At 65.9% G+C, this 19,390-nt stretch carries 18 protein-coding genes; 12 read left to right on the forward strand and 6 right to left on the reverse strand.

All coding sequences use genetic code 11. The features are described from left to right. Positions 1–7 precede the first annotated feature (7 nt). Positions 8–685: a DUF2459 domain-containing protein gene (locus KBY86_RS07895; protein WP_255140752.1), complete on the reverse strand. Its 678-nt coding sequence runs from the start codon at positions 683–685 to the stop codon at positions 8–10. 371 nt (positions 686–1,056) lie between these two features. Between KBY86_RS07895 and KBY86_RS07900 the strand changes: the two genes are divergently transcribed. Further along, the gene (locus KBY86_RS07900) at positions 1,057–1,977 is read left to right on the forward strand and encodes a hypothetical protein (RefSeq protein WP_255101051.1); all 921 of its coding nucleotides are present in this window, start codon (positions 1,057–1,059) and stop codon (positions 1,975–1,977) included. 27 nt (positions 1,978–2,004) lie between these two features. Here the strand turns inward: KBY86_RS07900 and KBY86_RS07905 are convergent, their stop codons facing one another. Further along, positions 2,005–2,532 (reverse strand): DUF305 domain-containing protein, encoded by a 528-nt coding sequence (locus tag KBY86_RS07905; RefSeq protein WP_255140753.1) that lies wholly within the window; start codon positions 2,530–2,532, stop codon positions 2,005–2,007. A 453-nt stretch (positions 2,533–2,985) separates the two neighbouring features. Beyond that, on the reverse strand, positions 2,986–5,094 hold the full coding sequence (locus KBY86_RS07910) for a heavy metal translocating P-type ATPase (protein WP_255140754.1): 2,109 nt from the start codon (positions 5,092–5,094) through the stop codon (positions 2,986–2,988). A gap of 375 nt (positions 5,095–5,469) precedes the next feature. Here KBY86_RS07910 and KBY86_RS07915 point away from each other — a divergent pair, with 375 nt between their 5' ends. The 3 genes from KBY86_RS07915 to KBY86_RS07925 all read left to right on the forward strand — a co-directional run bounded on the left by KBY86_RS07915 (position 5,470) and on the right by KBY86_RS07925 (position 7,607). Next, positions 5,470–6,855, forward strand: coding sequence for a cytochrome P450 (locus KBY86_RS07915; protein WP_255140755.1), 1,386 nt, complete (start codon positions 5,470–5,472; stop codon positions 6,853–6,855). Between the two features lie 255 nt (positions 6,856–7,110). After that, the gene (locus KBY86_RS07920; protein ID WP_255101055.1) at positions 7,111–7,380 is read left to right on the forward strand and encodes a high light inducible protein; all 270 of its coding nucleotides are present in this window, start codon (positions 7,111–7,113) and stop codon (positions 7,378–7,380) included. 44 nt (positions 7,381–7,424) lie between these two features. Further along, the gene (locus tag KBY86_RS07925; protein WP_094512647.1) at positions 7,425–7,607 is read left to right on the forward strand and encodes a hypothetical protein; all 183 of its coding nucleotides are present in this window, start codon (positions 7,425–7,427) and stop codon (positions 7,605–7,607) included. 224 nt (positions 7,608–7,831) lie between these two features. Here KBY86_RS07925 and KBY86_RS07930 read toward each other — a convergent pair whose 3' ends face one another. After that, on the reverse strand, positions 7,832–8,362 hold the full coding sequence (locus tag KBY86_RS07930; protein WP_255140756.1) for a TerB family tellurite resistance protein: 531 nt from the start codon (positions 8,360–8,362) through the stop codon (positions 7,832–7,834). A 588-nt stretch (positions 8,363–8,950) separates the two neighbouring features. On the opposite strand from KBY86_RS07930, the gene KBY86_RS07935 reads away from it, so the two are divergent. The 4 genes from KBY86_RS07935 (at position 8,951) to KBY86_RS07950 (ending at position 13,508) form a co-directional block, all read left to right on the forward strand. Continuing rightward, entirely contained in the window at positions 8,951–9,532 is a 582-nt protein-coding gene (locus KBY86_RS07935) for a hypothetical protein (protein ID WP_255140757.1), read from the forward strand. 26 nt (positions 9,533–9,558) lie between these two features. After that, the gene (locus KBY86_RS07940) at positions 9,559–9,825 is read left to right on the forward strand and encodes a hypothetical protein (protein ID WP_255140758.1); all 267 of its coding nucleotides are present in this window, start codon (positions 9,559–9,561) and stop codon (positions 9,823–9,825) included. 148 nt (positions 9,826–9,973) lie between these two features. Then, positions 9,974–10,129 (forward strand): hypothetical protein, encoded by a 156-nt coding sequence (locus tag KBY86_RS07945; RefSeq protein ID WP_255140759.1) that lies wholly within the window; start codon positions 9,974–9,976, stop codon positions 10,127–10,129. Positions 10,130–13,106: 2,977 nt separating this feature from the next. Beyond that, positions 13,107–13,508, forward strand: a complete 402-nt coding sequence (locus KBY86_RS07950; protein ID WP_255140760.1) for a hypothetical protein — start codon at positions 13,107–13,109, stop codon at positions 13,506–13,508. 7 nt (positions 13,509–13,515) lie between these two features. Here KBY86_RS07950 and KBY86_RS07955 read toward each other — a convergent pair whose 3' ends face one another. Further along, on the reverse strand, positions 13,516–13,920 hold the full coding sequence (locus KBY86_RS07955; RefSeq protein WP_255140761.1) for a hypothetical protein: 405 nt from the start codon (positions 13,918–13,920) through the stop codon (positions 13,516–13,518). Positions 13,921–14,293: 373 nt separating this feature from the next. Between KBY86_RS07955 and KBY86_RS07960 the strand changes: the two genes are divergently transcribed. The 3 genes from KBY86_RS07960 to KBY86_RS07970 are packed head-to-tail and all read left to right on the forward strand — an operon-like array spanning position 14,294 to position 17,251. After that, the gene (locus tag KBY86_RS07960; RefSeq protein ID WP_255140762.1) at positions 14,294–15,034 is read left to right on the forward strand and encodes a methyltransferase domain-containing protein; all 741 of its coding nucleotides are present in this window, start codon (positions 14,294–14,296) and stop codon (positions 15,032–15,034) included. After that, a complete protein-coding gene (locus tag KBY86_RS07965; RefSeq protein WP_255140763.1) occupies positions 15,027–16,163 on the forward strand; it encodes an NAD(P)/FAD-dependent oxidoreductase in 1,137 nt (378 codons plus the stop codon). The genes KBY86_RS07960 and KBY86_RS07965 overlap by 8 nt, the downstream gene beginning before the upstream one ends. After that, a complete protein-coding gene (locus KBY86_RS07970; RefSeq protein WP_255140764.1) occupies positions 16,154–17,251 on the forward strand; it encodes a type III polyketide synthase in 1,098 nt (365 codons plus the stop codon). Before KBY86_RS07965 ends, KBY86_RS07970 begins: the two co-directional genes overlap by 10 nt. 410 nt (positions 17,252–17,661) lie before the next feature. Here the strand turns inward: KBY86_RS07970 and KBY86_RS07975 are convergent, their stop codons facing one another. Then, entirely contained in the window at positions 17,662–17,961 is a 300-nt protein-coding gene (locus tag KBY86_RS07975) for a thermonuclease family protein (protein ID WP_315855844.1), read from the reverse strand. Positions 17,962–17,996: 35 nt separating this feature from the next. Between KBY86_RS07975 and KBY86_RS07980 the strand changes: the two genes are divergently transcribed. After that, on the forward strand, positions 17,997–19,390 hold a 1,394-nt coding region (locus KBY86_RS07980; RefSeq protein WP_255140765.1), incomplete at its 3' end, for a glycoside hydrolase family 3 protein.

Below are 19,390 nucleotides of genomic sequence, written 5' to 3' on the forward strand. Positions count from 1 at the left end.
CTGGTGCTCAACGCTGCTGAAAGCCCTGCAGATGCGCCGGCACCTGGCGGCTGAACAGCACGCCCAGTGGCGGGGCGGCGAGGCCGGCGTCGCTGAGCCGCTGCAGCGTCCACCAGTTGCAGTTGCGCGTCCAGAGATAGGCGCCGTGGGCGGGGAGGAAACGGGCGGTGCGGCCCGCGGGCAACGGCAGGGGATCGGGCCGGCCGCCGGCGGGGCTGCGGGGCAGCGAACGCTCCAGGCTGGTGAGCAGGGCGTGCAGGGTGGGGGCATCCACCCGGCGTTCATGCACGCGGACGGCTCCCTTCAGCAGCGGCGGATCGGGGTGGCCAGCGAGGAACAGCGCCGCCTCAGTGGGCAGGAACAGAGCGGCCGCCACCGCCTGGGGGCGGCGATCGCCGGCGGCGTAGTAGCGCCGGTCACCCCAGGCGATCTCCAGGAAGGGAGCCGCCTCAGCGCCGGGAGGACCAAGCCGCCAGCCCGGTGGCTGCTCCACCACGATCGCGGAGTGCAGCCCCCAGTCGGCCACCAGCACCGCATAGCTGCCGGGCGGCGGCAGGGGCAGCGGCGCCGCCAAGCGGGCGCGGGGTTCGGACTGCACCGCAGCGTGCAGCAGCGGCCAACCCACCAGTGCCAGCAGGATCAGGAGTTCGATGCCACCCCCACCGAAACGGACCCCGGCCGACAACGGAATGCAGCCCCGCCCCGCGCAGCGCAGCCTTGTGCCTTGGGCTGGCCGGAGATGCCGGATCGAAGCCGCAGCAGCAACAGTGGCGTCAGGGCAGCCGCCTGGAGGCACGGCGTCACGGACGTGCGCGGATGCTGTTCCTGAAACCTGGAGGCAGGCGGCGCTCAAGCTGGGGTGCTGAGGGGAAGCCTAGGCATCGGTTCCGGCGGAATGGTCAGGCCTGCAGGGGATGGATTGCACGCAACGGTGAGGCCATCCCGGCCGAATCGTGCGCCAGATCATGCTCGTGAACCACAGGGAAGGAAACGACAGGCCGTTGGCCCCAGCAGAGGAAAACACCAGTGAAAATGAAGGTCAATCGATGCCGGGCGATGGCCGATCTTTCCACCTTCACCCAGGCGGGACTGGCCGCCGGTGCCGCCGCCACCGAGCAGCTGCGTCATGGCCTGTCTCGCAGCAGCAAGGTGCTGGCCATGGCGAGCGGCGCGGTTGCTGCGTCATTGAGTGAGCTCCACAACATCGCCGTCGATCCCCAGCTGATCAGCCGGATCAGCTCCGCCACCACCAATCACGGCGTGGCAGCGGCGGATCTGCTGGCCAGGTTGCCAGGCGAACTGGAGCACTACGGCACCGCTGCCGTCGACGCGTTCCTCAAAGGCGGTGATGCCCTCGGAAAGCACTGGTCTCACCTGGAGAGCCAGGCCAATGCGCCCCACCGGGCGGCGGAGGCCGCCAATGCCATCTGGGAGGACGGCACGGTCAACATCGCCCGGGGCAGCGCCAACATGACCGGGCTGGAGCGCCTTCGCGCCAGCGGCGACAACCATCTCGATGGTCTGATCGCCGCAGCTCAGACGCCGGAGTTCTGGCAGCGCACCCTCGGCAATGCCGTCGAGGCAGGCGCCTATTCAGCGGCGATCGCCGCCCTGGATCAACTGCTGGTGCACCGCGATGAACTGATCAATGGCAGCGCAGCGGCGCGTCAGGAGCGGCTGCTGCAGATCCTGCAGAACAGCGGCCTGGTGGCGGCAGGCGCCCTGCCGATGTCGGTGGTGCTGGCGGTGGCGCTGATGCTGGTGCCAGGCCTGGCCGTGGTGATGGGCCCTCTGGGGGTGATCGGCAGCGCCGGTCTGGGCCTGCGGCTGCTCCATTCAGCCGTACGCCATCCCAGCCGCCAGGAGCAACAAGCCGTGCAGCAACTGCAGGGGCTGATGCAGCAACAGCTCTACGCCCTGCAACGCGACAGCGACGGCCATCTGACCATCACTGTGAAGGCTCAGCCCGCTGGCTGAACACTGCCCTCACTCTCACTGGGGGAGTCAGGGTGAGCCATACCAACTCCTGTACCACTGCCTCATCTGCTCAATCTCCTGGCTCTGGGCCTTCACCATGGCCTGCTGCAGCAGGCGCAGCTCCTGGTGCTGACTGTTGGCCTGGGCCATCGTTGCCATTCGCACGCCCATCTGGTGGTGGGGAATCATCTGCTCGATGAAGGCACGATCAAAGTCCGGGGCTTTGCTCAGGGCGGTGAGATCCGTGCCCCTGCCCATCTGCCCCATCCCCATGCCGCCACCCATGGGCGCCGTTCCCATGCCGCCGCCTGCGCCCCCGGTGCCGCCCAGACCTGTGCTTTGGTTCCAGCTGGGCACGGGTTGGCCGAACCACTGGCGGTACCAGATCCGCATCTGAGCGTTCTCACTGGTCTGACTGGCCTTGATGCTCCTGGCCAGCTCTTTGATCTCGGGCCGTTTGGCTCGGGTGAGGGCAAGATCGGCCATGGCGATCGCACCGTCGTGGTGAGGAATCATCATCACGATGAAGTGTTGATCCATCGACTGGGCGCCCATCCGGCCCATCCCCCCCCCGGACCTCCCATTCCTGCTCCCGACCCTGGCGCCGGTGAGCTGGAAGGTGCTGGAGGCTGGGACAACGCTGGAACCCCCAGCATCAGAACGAACGCCCCCAGCCCTGCTGTGGCAGTGCATCGGAACACCACGTCCCATCGGAACGCGATCGGATGGAAGCGGCCGTCTACGAGTCGGTGCCTCTTCATCAGCTCTTCTCCATCGCATCTGCCTCTGCTCAGCATGGAGACGCTGTGAAAAGTTGGCCGCGGCTCCGGGTCATTGCTTCATCGGATCGGTGCCCGTTGGATCGGTATCCGTTCGTTCGGTGTCTGTTTGATCCGTCGGGCTCCAGGTCGTCGGAATGACACTGGCAACCACTGCGACCCGCGAAGGCTTCAGTGTTCACGCCAACGGCTGCCACGGCCGGATGTGCACGGACGGCATGCACACCGATCAAGCCACCCGAAAACGTCGCAGGAAGGAGGAATTGACGATCACCGACAGCGAACTCAGGGCCATGGCCGCACCGGCGATCATCGGATTGAGCCAACCGAAGGCGGCGATCGGGATGCCGATCCCGTTATAGATAAATGCCCAGAACAGGTTCTGGCGGATCTTGCGCATCGTCGCCCGCGACAGTCCGATGGCCGTCACCACCTGCCGCACATCGTTGCCGATCAGGATGATGTCGCCAGCTTCTTTGGCCACATCCGAACCGGAGCCGATGGCGATGCCGACATCGGCAGTGGCCAGGGCCGGGGCGTCATTGACGCCATCCCCCACCATCGCCACCTTCTGCCCCGTGAGCTGCAGCGACTTGATCGTTCCAGCCTTCTCGGCGGGCCGCACTTCGGCGATCACCTCGCTGATGCCCAGCTGCGCGGCAATGGCCTCCGCGGTGGTGCGGGAATCGCCGCTCAGCAGGATCACCCGCACGCCATGGCGACGCAGCTGGGCCACAGCCTGCTCGGCCTCAGGCCTGACCGTATCGGCCACGGCCAGCAGACCGAGAAGGCGCGTCGCCCGGCCCAGCAGCATCGACGTGCGTCCACCGAGCTCAAGGTCGCCCAGTTGTTGTTGCAGGGCTTCCGGCAGGTCGCCGATGAAGCGAGCGGCCAGGTGCCGGTTCCCCAGCCAGACCGGCTCTCCCCCCTGCATGGCGGTGAGGCCTTCGCCGACCCGGGCCTCGAAGTGGTCGATCGGCAGCAGATCGACGGCGTGCGTTGCCACCGCCGCGCCGATGGCCCCGGCCAGGGGATGCTCCGAGCCATGCTCCAGTGACCCTGCCAGTTGCAGCACGTCCCGCTCCGAACTGCCCGGCAGGGCGATCAGATCCGTGAGGATCGGCCGGCCCTGCGTGAGCGTGCCCGTCTTGTCGAAGACCACGGTGGTGAGCTGCTCGGCCCGCTCCAGCACGGCGCCGCTGCGGATCAGGATGCCCTGCTCGGCGGCCTTGCCCACTCCCACCATCAGCGCCGCCGGGGTGGCGATGCCGAGGGCACAGGGGCAGGAGATCACCAGCACGGCAATGAAGGCCAGCAGTCCGCTGCTGAACTGGCCGGCCAGTGTCCAGATCACGAATGCCGCGACGGCGATCAACACCACGGCAGGCACGAACCAGCCGGTGACCTGATCTGCCAGGCGCTGCACGCTGGCCGTGCTGGCCTGAGCCTCTTCCACCAGGTGCACGATCTGGGCCAGGGCGGTGGCGGATCCCACCCGGGTGGCACGAAAACGCAGCACCCCCCGGCCATTCACGGTGCCACCGATCAGCTCGGCGCCCACCAGCTTGGCCACCGGCAGGGATTCACCGGTGAGCAACGACTCATCCACCGAGCTGCTGCCTGCGGTCACGACCCCATCGGCGGGAATCTTCTCGCCCGGGCGCACCAGCACCTGCTCATCGATGGCGACGGTGTCGGCAGGAACGGTCAGCTCCATGCCGTCCCGGATCACCGTGGCGGTGGCGGGCTGGAGATCGAGCAGCTTCCGCACCGCAGCCGAGGAGCGTTGCTTGATGCTTTCCTCCATGAACTTGCCCAGCAGCACAAAGGCAATCACCACCGCCGATACTTCGAAATAGACGTCGCGATCACTCACACCGACCGGCAGCCAGGTGGGCGCGAACACCACCACCACGCTGTAGAAGTAGGCCACGGAGGTGCCGAGGGCGATCAGCACGTCCATGTTGAGGGCGCGGCGCTTCAGGGCTGCCCAGGCACCGGCATAGAACGACCAGCCGCCGATGAATTGCACCGGAGTGGCGAGCACGAACAACCACCTCCCCCAGCTCATCCAGGGCAGAGCCGGCAACGGCACCCACGCCATCAAACTGATGCCTGCCGCCAGAGCAAGGAACGCCCCGGCCCGCAACAACGCCAGCGCCAACACCCCGCCGATCACCAAGCCGACGCGGCGACGCAGGACGCGCAATTCGCGGTCGGGATTCTGGAACGTCTGCAGACAACTCTGGCTGCAGAAGTAGTAGCTGCGGCCACTTCTCTGCGCCGAAAGAGCTGTGGCCTTCGGTACCACCATCCCGCAGATCGGATCTTTGGCCATTACACCCGCTTCACCACCGATCGCGGGCAGGTGGCGGTTGTCTTGGTTGTGGTGCGGCCCGGGTGGATCGCTGGGTTGTGGCCTGAGCATTGGCGAGTTCATCCTGGCCGCTTCAGATCCGTAGGGATGGCTATGGGTGGTCTAGGCAGGATGTCGCGCAACGACCAACCCCGGCATCGTTATGGCGGTGCGAAAAACTCAGCCGTTGCACATCCACCTGCAGCGGATGTGCAGCAGCAGGATCAGGTGATTCCGCCCTCAATCGCAGCAGGGCTTGAGGCCCAACGGGTGTGGCCGCCCTGGAGCTGGCAGGCGTGATGGCGTCGCGCCGCTTTCAGCTGACTGCCAGCCTGGGCACCGCTTGGATCCGGTCGCTTGCCCCTCGATTCCGCCACCCTTCAGCCCCTGCCGTGCACGCCAGCCGTGAGCGGCGTGCTCGAAACCCTCGCCTTTTTCCGTGATCCCGATTTTGCCCGTAAGCGCTTCGAGCGCTACGGGGATGTGTACGAAACCAGCCTGCTGGGACAGCGCACCGTGTTCATCCGCGGCGACCAGGCGATCAGCGATCTGTTCGCCCAGGGTGACGCGGTCCAGGGCTGGTGGCCGGACAGTGTGCGGGAGCTGCTGGGGCCGTTGTCGCTGGCCAATCGCAATGGTGCGGATCACAAGGCTCGCCGGCGGGTGGTGGGGCAGCTGTTCGCTGCCGCTGCCCTGAAGCGCTACAGCCCGGCGATCGTGGCGCAGGTGGAGGTGCTCCACCAGGACCTGCTGGGTGCCCAAGCGCCGCTGGCCCTGGTGCCGCAGCTGCGGCGCTTCGCCTTCAGCGTGATCGCCAGCACCGTGCTGGGGCTCGATGCGGTCGATCGCGAGGCCCTGTTCGTGGATTTCGAGATCTGGTGCCAGGGCCTCTTCTCCCTGCCGTTCGCCCTGCCCGGCAGCCCGTTCGCCCGCGCCCGTCAGGCCCGCAGGCGCCTGTTGCAGCGCCTGGGCGCCGTGCTTCAGAGCGCCCAGGCCGCCGCTGCTGCCGGAGCCCCCCTCAGCGCCGGCGGCCTCGATCTGCTGGCCGGAGGCCTCGATGAAGCCGGCCTCCCCCTCGCCGACGTCGATGTGGCAGAGCAGTTGCTGCTGCTCCTGTTCGCCGGCTACGAAACCACCGCCTCCGCGCTCAGCTGCCTGCTGCTCACCCTGTTGCAGCATCCCGCTGAGCTGGCCTGGCTGCGGGAGGAACTCGACGGCTTGCCCTGGCCACCGGCCGAAGGCGAGGCCGTGAGCGCCTACGACGCCTTGCGGGCGCCGCGCCTGGAGGCGGTGGTGAAGGAGGTGATGCGGCTGACGCCGCCGGTGGGGGGGTTCTTTCGCCGCACCCGGGAGCCCATCGCCCTGGCGGGTGTGCGGGTGCCGGCGGATCGGGTGGTGCAGGTGAGCATCAGCGCCAGTCAGCGCCACGGCGCTGACCCTGAGGACCTGGCAACCTTTCGGCCCCAGCGGCATCTGGAAGGGGCGGAACCGGTGACCCTGCTGCCCTTCGGCGGCGGTGAACGGGTGTGCCTGGGCAAGGCGTTGGCGGAACTGGAGATCCGGCTGCTGGCGGTGGGGCTGCTCAAGCAGCTGAGCCTTGAGCTGGAGCCCGATCAGGACCTCACCCTCGTGGTGATCCCAAGCCCCACCCCGAAGCAGGGCCTGCGGGTGCGCGCCAGCCGCCGGGGAGCGGCAGGCCAGGCCATGGCGGGGCCCCCATCCACTGCCGACGCGCAGTCCTGAGGAGCAACGTCCCCGGAAAGGGCACCGCGGCAGAACAGGCGGAGGAGGTCGGCGGAAGGGGTGGGCGCAGCAGGATCTCGGCCGGCTGGGCACCCGCTCTGGTTCCGCAAGGCCGCCCGGGCGCAAAGGAGCTGGCGGAACATCCAGCAGCGCCCTTGAAGTACAACCTGTGGGGCCCCATCGCCGCCCAGAAGCGACATCTGTTCAAAATCCGAAACAGTCTGTTACAGTTCTCTCATCCCAAGCGAGAGCCCCATGGCCCAAGCCACCGCCACCGCCCCCAGCGCCCTTGACCGCGCCACCATTCGCGGCGCCACCGTCACCACCGAAGACGGCGGCCGCCTCAATGCCTTCGCCACCGAGCCCCGCATGGAAGTGGTGAGCGCCGAGAGCGGCTGGGGCTTCCATGAGCGCGCCGAGAAGCTCAACGGCCGTATGGCCATGCTCGGCTTCATCGCCCTGCTCGCCACTGAATTCGCCCTCGGCGGTGAGGCCTTCACCCGCGGCCTGCTCGGCATCGGCTGAACCCATCGCCCCGATCAGCTCCTCCCCCTCCAACAGGCATCGCCATGAGCCAGTCCCTTTCGGTCAGCAGAGAGTTCTTCGTGGAAGCCCACTCCCGTGCCATCGACAACTGCACGGAGTTGGAAGACCTGCGCAAGGTGTCCAAAACGCTCCTGAGGGCCTGGCAGATCCAGGCCATGTTCAGCGAGCAGTACGGCGCCCAGGCGCTGGGCATCAAGCGGCCCTGAGCGTCCCACGTCACTGGGCTGGCACTCCTGTACCCAACGCTGTACAGGAGTGCCTTTGCCGTAGATCTCTCTGGCAAGGCTCTCTCTGGAACTGCAGAGGAGATGCTGACCCTTACGGATCGACTTGCCTGCCTGTCCATTGCCGAACGAAGGACCTGCTGCACCTTCGCTTCGCCCTCTGGGTCTTGGGGGTGCAGGTCCATCCCGCCACCTGGCCAAGCTGCTCAGGGGCGCGTTGCGCCTGGCGGCTCCAGCTGGTCGTTGTCTGCCCAGGCCCCCAGGCCTCGAAAGCGGTTGGCAAGGAAGGCGAGTAGGCCGGGCGGCTGGGCCAGCTCCTGCTCCGCCGCCCATTCGGCTTCGAGAATCTCTCGGTCGTCGATCTTCAGACCCTCAACCAGCCGCCGGTACGCCAACTTCTCATCGGTATTGATGCTCGAGGTGTCTTCCGGTCGCCGGCTGATGCGAAGCACCTGATATGCAAGCTTCACGGCCAGCTGCCGGTCATCGGCCGTGGTGATCCTTGGCAGAAGGGTCTCGAGTGCCTCCGGCCCCAGCGCCTCGGCCGCAAGGGCATCCACAGCGGTGGAAGCGGCTTCTGGGCCGGCATCTGCCGCTGCCGTGCGCTCCGCCAGCTTCTTGAGCAGCCTTCGCTCCTGCTCAGACATTTCCCCATCGGACCAGGCGACACAGCAGAGGATGCGCAGCAGATCGAGGTCGCCGGCCGGCTGTTCTGCGCTGAGATCCGGCATGGTCATGGCGCCCAGGATGAGTATCGATCCCATTGTGAGGCTCCGGCGCCCACTGCGGCCTACCGCTAACCCGTTACCCAAAGCCACGCCCAGCGCGGCGGCAAGCGCAGTCTCCGGGGAGTCGGTAGAAGCGTCAGTGATGTCCAAGGCCTTTGGTCCAGGGCTCATGCCCGAGCGGGTCCTTCAGTGAGCTGCCGGATCGAGCTGCCGGATCTTGAACCTGAAGATCAATCAGCGGCACGCCTCCATACGGATTGAACCGTCGTGACTTCCTGCACCTTCTCCCAGGTGAATCAGGGCGTGCTGCTGACGATCCTTGATCCCACCGGGAACGGCCGCACCATCCATCATGTCGAGCGAAGCGGCTTAACACGGCAGCCTGATGCGTTCGTGGCCCTGCCCGATGCTGAGATGGCGCAAGGGATGTCTTGCCTGGATGAGTGTCAGCCCCAAGGTTTCTTCACAGCCTCTTCATCATCTCTTCGAAGCCGCACGTCGCTGCTTGCTGCTACTGCGCACCGCAAGTGCGTATCCTGCCCATGTTCCTGAAGATTGTCTTCGGGCCTTTCCCGGTGAGATTCCCGCATAAGTGGCATGCGCAACCTTCGTGGCTTGATTCGATTGACAGCTGTATTGATGATGACTGTGCCGATCGCCTCGCATGCGGCAGGTGGGCCGCCAGCTTCTCCGTTGACGATGAAGTTTGCTGATCAGACTTATCTCCTTCGATGGTCGTCAAAGCATCAGCATGAGTTCACTCCATCTGATCAGACTGACCTCAGTCGCTGGACGGACATGATAACCATCAACACGTACCCAGGTGTCAGCGATGGGGATGGGCTGGCCAATGTTGCCAATAGGGTGCTCGATAACTACAAGCAGAACAAGGCCGTGGTGGTTCGCACTTTATCGGTTCCCCGCACTGCCGTGAAGCCCGCAGAACATCTGATCGTCGTTCTTTTCCCTGTTCGTCACTTTATCGAGGCTGTCTTTGCGCGATTCAGGCTGGCAGATGGTCGTGGCACTGCGGTGATCTACAGCCATCGCATCTATGGGCAAAAAGTGGGAGATACCACGGCGGCCTGGATGAAGGCCAATGGAGCCACCATTGAGCGTCGCTTGATGGCTCTCCATGAGGTTCCCTCCCACCGCATCCTGGAGCCGGCCAGCCGGTGACCGGGAGCCTCTCTGCACCATGGTGGGTGGAGATCAGCGACAACGGGCGTAGCGGGGTTGTCGTTTACCACGAAGGGATCAACACCATCTCCTGTTACTGGGAGTTCTGCGGTGGCGACACCGTTGCATCCATCTTGATCGGCGACATCAGTGAATGGAACACCTGCTATCCATGGGCGGTCGCGCGGAGAATGGACGTTCTCATGCGCATCGCCGCAGAGGTGGTGCGCCAGAAGGCTCCCACCTGCAGCGCCTTGATTGAGGATCAGCTGGGCTTCATCAGCATCAAGTAGCTCCCGGAGTGCAATGCAAGGCCTTGGTTGACGTCTGACCCGATGTCACCGCCATGCGACACCGGCCAGGGAGAACGGCATGTTCAGACACGTCTGCAGGCTCGTGTTGCGTCGATCGTCATGACGCGAATCAGGTCCCCCCTGATCAGTGCAGAACACTGTTGGGACGCGCACAATTGATCACCGCCTGCGCAGCATGGTGACGACGTCTTTCCCTGGCATCGGCTTTGCCGATGAAGTGAATGAACTGATGAATGCGGGCGCTTCAGCGTTGTCAGCGAGTGGCGATCCGCTTGATGAGTGAGCACGACGCTGTGGATGGCACAGTGCTGGGAGTGGCTTCTGGCCCCTCTGAGCCGAACTGCCCAAGTGTGCGTGCCCGCCGGGTGGCTTCCCTTCCCAGCAGCGACATGATCACCTTCTGGCATGAACAGCATGGTGTCGACTCAAAGCAGCCCCGATGCCATCTCCGGCGATGTGCTCGCCTGCAACCCTTGCTAACGGTTCGATTCAGTAGCGACGGCTCTCCCTGGCTCAAGCAAAGAACATCCCGCCATCTTCGGCTTGGATGATGTGGCGCATCCAGATCGCATCCCAATAACTGACCTTTGTGATCGGCCTCGGATTTTGACGGAAGAATAGAGCTTAACAATACGATGACCCAGCGAAGCAATAGCGGAGATAGCCATATGCAAGAGAAGCTGCCATGAAGATGTAAATTCCGCTCATCGTCCAGGCAAAGAATCTGGGTTTCATTCTCATTGCCCATCGGTATCCAAATGTGCTTGCAGTCAGTCCGCCAATTAGCCCTCCCAAGGCAATGAAAGCCAGGCTTACCAGTACTGACAATGATCCCAGCCCTCCCCCCGCTCCCCATGACTCCAGGGAGCCAGGGGTGCAAATCAGTGGGCTGCTGCAAGCCAGGATGCAGCCTAAAAACGCGCCCCTTATGCTCACTGCGAATGTGCTTGGAATTGATCGCCGAAGTGCCCCAGTGACAACACCAATAGCAACACCCAAAATCGCTCCCAGGACACCACTGAGAAGCGTATGAGTGAATAGCCGCGACAAAACAAAGGCAAGCATTTCATTGCCCCCAGGACTTGCGAAGAGAATGGATGCTTGGAAATGAAAAATTAGCTGCAGCCGCAATCATCTCTGCCATAGAATCCAGTCGCACTTGTGACAATCGACATTTCTCGTTTCTGCCGAGATCTGCATCATGTCGCAACCAGCCCTCCGCTTGAAGCCATAAAGTCGTGTCCTCAAATGATAATGGCTTCAGGCGCCTGACCTCGCCGGGGGGCTTTTCGCCGCACCCTGGAGCCCATTGCCTTGGAGCCCTTTGGCGGCATTGAACGTGTGTGCGTGGGCAAGGCGCAGGTGGAGCTGGCACTCCGGCTCTGGGATGCCCTGTGCAGGCTGCTGAGCTTTGCGTTGGAGCCTGATCAAGACCCCACGCTCGTGGTTGTCCCAAGCCCCTCCCCGAAGCATGGGCTGCTGCTGCACCAGGCGGCTGCGAGCCTCAACATTGATCGGTACCTGTTGTTCTGTTCGGCGGTGAGGCCTTCATCCGCGGCCTGCTGGGCATCAGTTGACTTCACTACCGAGAGTTGTTCATCGCACTCCAGCAGGTATTCCGGTTGGGCAATCTCTTTCGGTCAGCAGAGAGTTCTTTTCGAATCCCCTCCTGCGCGATTGACAGCCGCACGTAGCTTGAGGACCTCCGCAACGTATCCAAATCGCTGCCCACCATGGCTTGGCAGATTCAGCTCATGTTCAGCGGCCAGTGCTGCGCTCGGGTCTCGCAATCAAGCGCCCCTAAGCGCCTCGAACAATGTGGTGCGTTCTTGTGCCAGCTCTGTGGTTGAGTGCCTTCGCTGCAGGCATCCCCGAAAAGGTGCTCCTTGGGTCTGTATGGGAGGTGTGGCTTGATGAGATCTGACTCATTCGGGTTGCACCAGGCGGATAGCTCTACTTCAGGCCTTCGATGGTGGTTCGAGCTCAACTTCGATTCGAGTTGAGATGGTCTTCCTGGAAATGAACAAGATGAGTAAGCCCCTGAGTTGGTTGGTCTACAGGCTTCGTGTCAACAAGCTGAGTGTGCCGCGCGAAACCAGATAAGGATTGGGAGAGAGGGCTGTCCAGTTCTTGGGGAGATCCAGTTAGGCGTTGAGGCTCACAACAAGCTCAAGTGGCTGATGAGGACGTTGACCAGCGCCCTCCGCAGTGGTCCGATCGTCATTGCCAAGTGTTCTGCAACAGCACTCTGATTCCAGCACGCCAGCTGAAGTTATACGCTGACTACTTCGCCTGGGCAGGCGTGGCCTTAGGCCTTCTCTTGTTTGTTTCCGTCAGGAGGAAGTTGTTGATCTTGGTCGGCTCTGCGGGAGGTGAATTGTGGGACAGGATCTACGAACATTGTTGACCGTCGGGCCACGGTAGATTGGTGCGGCCGAATTGCCAACGGATCGTCCTGCTACTACCAGCGGATGGCGAGCAACCAGGTCTCATCGACCGAGTTGACATGACCATCAAGCTCTCGGTGGAGTTTGCCGAATGGATTCATCAAGTGATCACGCCGTAGCTGTTGCTTCTGCTCATCGGCATGAATGGACTGATCAGTTCAAGACCTCAGCGCGATGGGCTGGATCACAGTGGGAGCTGGTGGCGATCACCACAGGGGGCGCAGGGCGCGGCGGCCGCCGGCTAGTCGTTGGTGCCGTGCGCCTTCGGGTGCCCAGCCCCCCTGGCACGCCAGGTCTGTGCTCCAACCCTGGCAGCGACGGATGAGCAGGGCGATGCAGTTCACTTCGGCGGGATGATGGAGAGGGTGGTTGATGATGCTGCCATGCTGTTGCGTACGGGCAGCAAGACTTCGACAGTCCATTGGGGCCCGGCCTCGATCGTCTGGTACTGATCGCCGTAGGCGCGAGGTCAAGTAGCTGCAAGCTCAAGAGTTCACGCGAGGTGGACCCAGTTGAGGCGCGTCCTAGAACCCTTTGGATGAGGATGCTGGTAACCACGGATGGAGCATCGTCGTGACACCGTCCCGCTGGTTCCGCGCATGGTTCAGTCATGCCTGGAGGGCCTGCTTGTTTCAGGCTGCCAGGCGAGAGGCTGCCTTTCTGAAGGGAAACTGTTGCCCTGCTGCCGCCGGTATTGCCTTCGCTCTGTGTCTGGTGCTTTCACCAGGTGAGGCTCCAGCCCGGCCCGACAAGGTCGTGGCGCTGCAGGGTCTCTGCTTCCGTTCCCCACGCGCCCTCTCTAGCCCCTTATCGGTGGGTCCCGATGCTGTGTCTGTGGTGCATCCGCCGGCAGCCGACGCGCAGAGCGAGCGCTTCAGCCTCACCGCTGTTCGCTTTCCGCTTGACGTCACCGATGCCAAGGCCGGCATGACCCCGGCCGAACTGCGTGCCTACGTGGCAACGGTGTTCCTCGCCGTCCAGGCCCCTCAGGGAAGGCCGATTCAGCGCCGCCTGCTGGAGCGCAGTGTTGAAGGGCTGGCCTTCTCCACCTCGATTCCCGCTCCTTCCTTCGCCGAGGTCTACGCCCTGCGGCTTCAGAATCGAGAAACGGTGGTGCTGGGCTTTAAGTTCCGCAGCGACTGGCGCAATGAGGCTGAGAACCTGATCACTGCGATCGCTGGGAGTCTGCGGGAGTGCAACGTCAACCAGCCCTGAAGCTGGCTCAGTGCGTCTCACACCGCACCCGAAGCACTTCACCCTCTACCCCCGTGCTGACCAGCCGCAGGCGGTCTCCGCCCGGATCCAGGCTCAGCAGGCCGAGGTACAGCCAGGTACTGCCTTCCCCGGAGAGCGCGATGATCACGCCGATCCGCTCGGGCCCCTCTCCCGCCACCGCTAGCACCGGCCCGCTGCTCTCGTAGAAGCTGAGGCGATCGGCCTCGATGCGAAGCCACGACTCGTCGCTCTGCGTGGCAGTGCAGTGCCGCGCCTCTGCCATCCAGAGGCCCCGGAAGACTGGGGGGATGGCCCCGAGCCGCTCGGCGGCCTGCGCCGGAGGAGCGAGGGTGAGCCCCGCAGCCAGTCCGGCGATGAGTCCATTGAAGAGGTGCTGGGCGGTGGTCGTCACGGCTGTAGCCGGTGATCGAGCTTCTCAACAATGGCTGGATCACACCGATCCAATGGCTGGTACTGCCAATCTCCACATCAAGGCTGTGGAGGGTGCCTCGACACAAGCCGGGTGCTCCGCAACCGATGCATCTCTGAGATCTCCGTGCCTGGTTTGGTTGAGGCCGCAGGAGCTTCACGCCCAGGCACTTGAACGGATGCTGTGGGTGCGGCGTTTGCTCAACGCCTTCGGAAAAGCTCTGCCATCGCTGCCAGCCCTCGGTCAGCAGGGGTGCTGCCCTGCCGCACGGATCAACGAGGAACCCCGCACGCCGCCCTCTGCCCACCCGGCGTCGCCATCATTCGTGCATGCCCTCTCAGGACAAGCCGAGGCGATGCCGAGCCTGAACGCCCTGAGCCGCAGGGAACGGATACCTGAAGTGATGGATCAGCCGGGCATCGACCCCGTCGATCACGCCCGGGCCCTGGCGGGTCTCCGCCGCATCAATGCCCTGAGCCGTTGTTCCGCCTCCCTGTTCGCGCCGATCGCGGCGCTGGCGGCGCGGCAGCCAGACCAGCCGCTGCGGGTCCTCGATCTGGCCTGCGGCGGCGGTGACACCGTGATTGATCTGGTCCTGCTGGCCCGGCGCAGCAAGCTGCCGCTGATCCTGGAGGGCTGCGACATCAGCGCCAGCGCTGTGGCGATCGCCCGCGCCAATGCGGAACGCCGCGGCGCCGCGGCGCGCTTCTTCCAGGCCGATGCCCTGGCGGATCCCTTGCCCTCCGGTCCGGACGGAGCCGCGCCCGCTGGCTATGACGTGGTAATCACCTCCCTGTTCCTGCACCACCTGGGCGACCACGACGCCGAGGTACTGCTGGCCCTGATGGCCCGCCGGGCCCGTCACCTCGTGCTCGTCAACGACCTGATCCGCAGCCCGCTCGGCTATGGCCTGGCCTGGGCCGGCACCCGGCTGCTCAGCCGCTGCTGGATCGTCCACACCGATGGACCGCTGTCGGTGCAAGGGGCCTTCCAGCCCGCTGAGGTGGCGGCCATGGCTGATCGGGCCGGGCTGAGCGGCGCCAGGATCCAGCGCTGCTGGCCGGAGCGTTACCTGCTGAGCTGGTCCCGTGGTTGAACGCCAACCGGGCAAGCCCTGGGACGTGCTGGTGATCGGGGCCGGGCCCGCCGGCGCCCTGGCCAGCCTGGATCTGGCCCGTCACGGTCTGAAGGTGCTCCTGGTGGAGAAGCGCAGCTTCCCGCGCTGGAAGGTGTGCGGCTCCTGCTTCAACGCCCAGGCCCAGGCGGCCCTCGCCTCCGTGGGCCAGGGCCACCTGCTCGAACACCTGGGCGGGCGACCCTTGCGGCGGCTGCGGCTCGGCCTGGGCGGACGGGAAACCACCTGCGCCCTGCCGCCGGGGCGGGCCCTCTCCCGCGGTCGCTTCGATCAGGCGCTGGTGGAGGCGGCCGTCAACGCCGGTGCCGTGTTCCGCCCCCACACCACCGCGCAGCTGGGTGGCGTCACCCCCCGCACCGGTACCCAAACCCGCAGCGTCTGCCTACGGCAGGGACAGCGGCAGGAGCTGGTGCAGGCGTCCGTGGTGCTGGTGGCGGCGGGGCTGGCCAACCGCAGCCTGGAGCACGAGCCCTCTGCCCACACCCGCATCAGCCCCCGCTCCCGGCTGGGGGCCGGCTGCGTGCTGGCGGGGAGCCACAGCTGCTGGGAGGAGGGCACCATTCACATGGCGGTGGGCCGCCAGGGATACGTGGGCCTGGTGCGGGTGGAGGACGGCAGCCTCAACCTGGCGGCGGCCTTCGATCGCGCCCTGCTGCAGGAGTGTGGAGGCGCCGCGGTGGCGGCCAGGCAGGTGCTGGCGGAGGCCGGTTTTCCCGCCATTCCCCAGTTGGCGGAGGCCGCCTGGCAGAGCACACCGGCGCTCAGTCGCCGCACCACCCCCCTGGCGGGCCATCGCTTCCTGGTGCTCGGCGATGCCGCCGGCTATGTGGAGCCTTTCACTGGAGAAGGCATGGGCTGGGCCCTGGCCGCCGCCGTCGCCGCCACGCCGCTGGTGCTCGAGGGCACCGGCAGCTGGCAGCCGGCGATCGAGCGCCGCTGGCGTGAGCTGCACCGGCAACGGATCGGCCGCCGGCAGCTGCTCTGTCGTGGCCTGGCCCTGGCGCTGCGCCACCCCACCAGCAGCCGGGGCCTGTTCTGGGCAGCGTCTCGCCTGCCTTCCCTGCCGCAACGGCTACTGCGATGCCCCTGACGATCCTCGGCGTCGGCACCAGCGTTCCCCGCCACCGGATCAGCCCGGCGGAATCGGCGGCGATGGCCGCGCGCATCTCCGCTTCCACACCGGAGCGGGCGGCCCTGCTGGCGCGCATCCAGCGGCGCTCCGGGGTGAACCTGCGCCACAGCGTGCTGCTGGAGTCGGCGGAGCACGAGGCGGGCATCGATGGCCGCATGCCCTTCTACGGCGAGAGCAGCCCCTCCACCGGCGCGCGGCTCCGGGCCTTCGAAACCCATGCTGAACCCCTGGCGCTGGAGGCGGCACGCCGGGCTCTGGCGGATGCCGACCTGGCTGCAGAGCGGATTACCCACCTGGTCACGGTGAGCTGCACGGGGTTCCAGGCGCCGGGCTTCGATCTGGCCCTGATGGCCCAGCTGCCCCTCCACCCCGATGTGGAACGCACCCATGTGGGCTTCATGGGCTGCCACGGCGCGCTCAACGGCCTGCGGGTGGCGCGGGCCTTCGTGGAAGCCGATCCGAACGCCTGCGTGCTGCTCTGCGCCGTGGAGCTCTGCAGCCTGCACATGCACTACGGCTGGGATCCGGAGAAAGTGGTGGCCAACGCCCTCTTCGCCGACGGGGCCGGTGCGCTGGTGGCCACGGGGGCTGCCGGAGCGGCAGGGGCAGCCGCTGACGCCCCGCCGTTGCAGGTGCTGGCCTCCGGCTCCACCCTGATTCCGGGCAGCAGCGATCTGATGTCCTGGACCATCGCCGACCACGGCTTCGAGATGACCCTCTCCACAAAGGTGCCGGCGGCCGTGGCTACCCACCTGCGCCCCTGGCTGGAACGATGGCTCAGCTCCCGAGGGCAACCCCTCGCCGCCATCGGGTCCTGGGCCCTGCACCCTGGCGGGCCACGCCTCCTTGCGGCGGTCGCCACGGCGGTGGAGCTGGAGCCCCACCAGATCGCACCCTCGGCCGCCGTGCTGCACGAGTTCGGCAACATGTCGTCGGCCACGATCCTGTTCATCCTCGAGCGGCTGCGCCGCAGCAACGCTCCCCGCCCCTGGGTGGCCCTGGCCTTCGGGCCTGGCCTCACCGTGGAAGCCAGCCTGCTGGGCTGAGGCTGTGGCCGGGGGCCAAAGGCAGCTGGGGGGGCACAGGCGAGTCGTGAGGGTGCGCGAGCTGGGCGCGTCAGCGATCAGGACGGGTCAGCCATGTGGAGAAGGGACAGACGCAGCGTCGGGCATCGGGTCATCGGTAGGGAATTCACCCTTGGCACAACAAGGATGTGCCGCCCATCCACCGCTGAAAAAAGCAAACGAAGCCGATGAATACAACAGAGAGAGTAGAGAACCAAGCCAGATTCATCCTCTTCTCATTGACCTGATCGCAGAGTGAAGTCGATCTCTCAGACGGCAATGCCGAATTCTTGCATTGGCCAGCGAATCTCTGAGCACCATTGGCATCACTGGCATGACGTGCTCCTGACTTCGGGAAGCACCACATTGGGCCACCATGCTCTGCTCATGGCTCACTCAGCGTTCGTTGACAGGTCTTGGCTTGGCAACATGGCTTCCTTGGCAGCCTGCATGTCGCCATCTGCGGAGAGGGAGGTCACGCCGCTGCGCCGTTCGCGGCGGAAGTCCCACGGGCGGCTGAGGCCCCCCGGCACCTGCCAGATGCCGGCACGGCGCCGGATGGCTTGCTGCTCCGCCGCCAGGTAGGCCTTGGCGTCGCACTGGTTGAGGAAACGGCGGAACACGAAGGCGTGGCCGCTCTCCACCAGCGCCAGGTCGATGTTGGTGCCGGCCTGCGGCCTGCTGCTGGGAATGGCTGCACCATGAACAGTGAGCCCACCCCCCTGCCATGGCGCCGCCTCGCCCCCACCTGTTCAATGGCCGCGCCGGACCCGCCGCGGCCATTGAGCGCACAGCCCGCGCCCTGCTGGAGCGCATGAGCCCGGCGGAGAAGCTCGGCTGCCTCGATGGCGACACCCCGTTCTGGTCGGGGATGGCGGAGATCGCCACCCAGGACGCGTCTCACCGCCATCCATGGCCGGCTGGCGTGGTGCCCCGGCTGGGGATCGGCGGGCTGCACTTCGTCGATGGACCGCGTGGGGTGGTGCTCGAAGGCGGCGCCACCACCTTCCCGGTGCCGATCGCCCGTGGCGCCAGCTGGGATCCGGAGCTGGAGGAACGGATCGGCGTGGCGATCGGTCTTGAGGCCCGCTCGTTCGGCGCCAACTGGGTGGGAGCCGTGTGCGTGAACCTGTTGCGCCATCCCGGCTGGGGCCGCGCCCAGGAAACCTATGGCGAGGATCCGGTGCACGTGGGGGCCATGGGCGCCGCCCTGACCCGCGGACTGCAGCGCCACACCATCGCCTGCGTCAAACATTTCGCGCTCAACTCCATCGACGGCTGCCGCTTCCTGGTGGATGTGCAGGCCAGCCCGCGGGTGCTGCATGAGCTCTACCTGCCCCACTTCCGCGACTGCGTCGACGCTGGCGCCGGCTCGGTGATGAGCGCCTACAACAGCGTGAACGGCGAGTGGTGCGGCCAGCACCCGTTGCTGCTGCAGGCCATCCTCAAAGGCCGCTGGGGCTTCCGCGGGTTCGTGGTCACGGATTTCATCTTCGGGCTGCGCGATGGGCCGCGCGCCCTGCAGGCGGGCCTCGACCTGGAGATGCCCTTTCCGATGATCCTGGCGGGCAGCCTGGGGCCGGCAGCGGGCCACCCCCTCAGCGCCGCCCTGCAGGCGCGCATCGACGATGCGGTGCTGCGCCAGCTGCGGGTTCAACTCGCCGTGCCCGCCGGCCGCTACCCGGTCACACTGCGACGCTGCGCGGATCACCTGGCGCTGGCGCGGGAGGCGGCCACCAAGGCGATCGTGCTGCTGCGCAATGAGGGGCCGCTGCTGCCGCTGGCCGCCACTGGCTCGCTGGCGGTGATCGGCCGGCTGGCGGCGCAGCCCAACCTGGGCGACCGGGGCTCCTCCGACACCCGGCCCGCAGCCGGCAGTGTCGTGACACCGCTGGCGGGCCTGCGGGCGGCGGCTCCCGCCATGGACATCCGCCACGAGGAGGGGCGGAACCTGGCAGCCGCCGCCGCCTTGGCCGCCGCGAGCGATGCCGCCGTGGTGGTGGTGGGTCTGGATTGGCGCAACGAAGGCGAGCACATCCACCCGGGGGACATCGCCCCGGTGCTGGAGCAGGTGCCGCCCCCCGCCGCGCTGGTGCGCTGGCTGGGCTGGCGGCGGCTCAC

It is taken from the genome of Synechococcus sp. Lug-A, from assembly GCF_024345655.1.
GTDB lineage: Bacteria > Cyanobacteriota > Cyanobacteriia > PCC-6307 > Cyanobiaceae > MW101C3.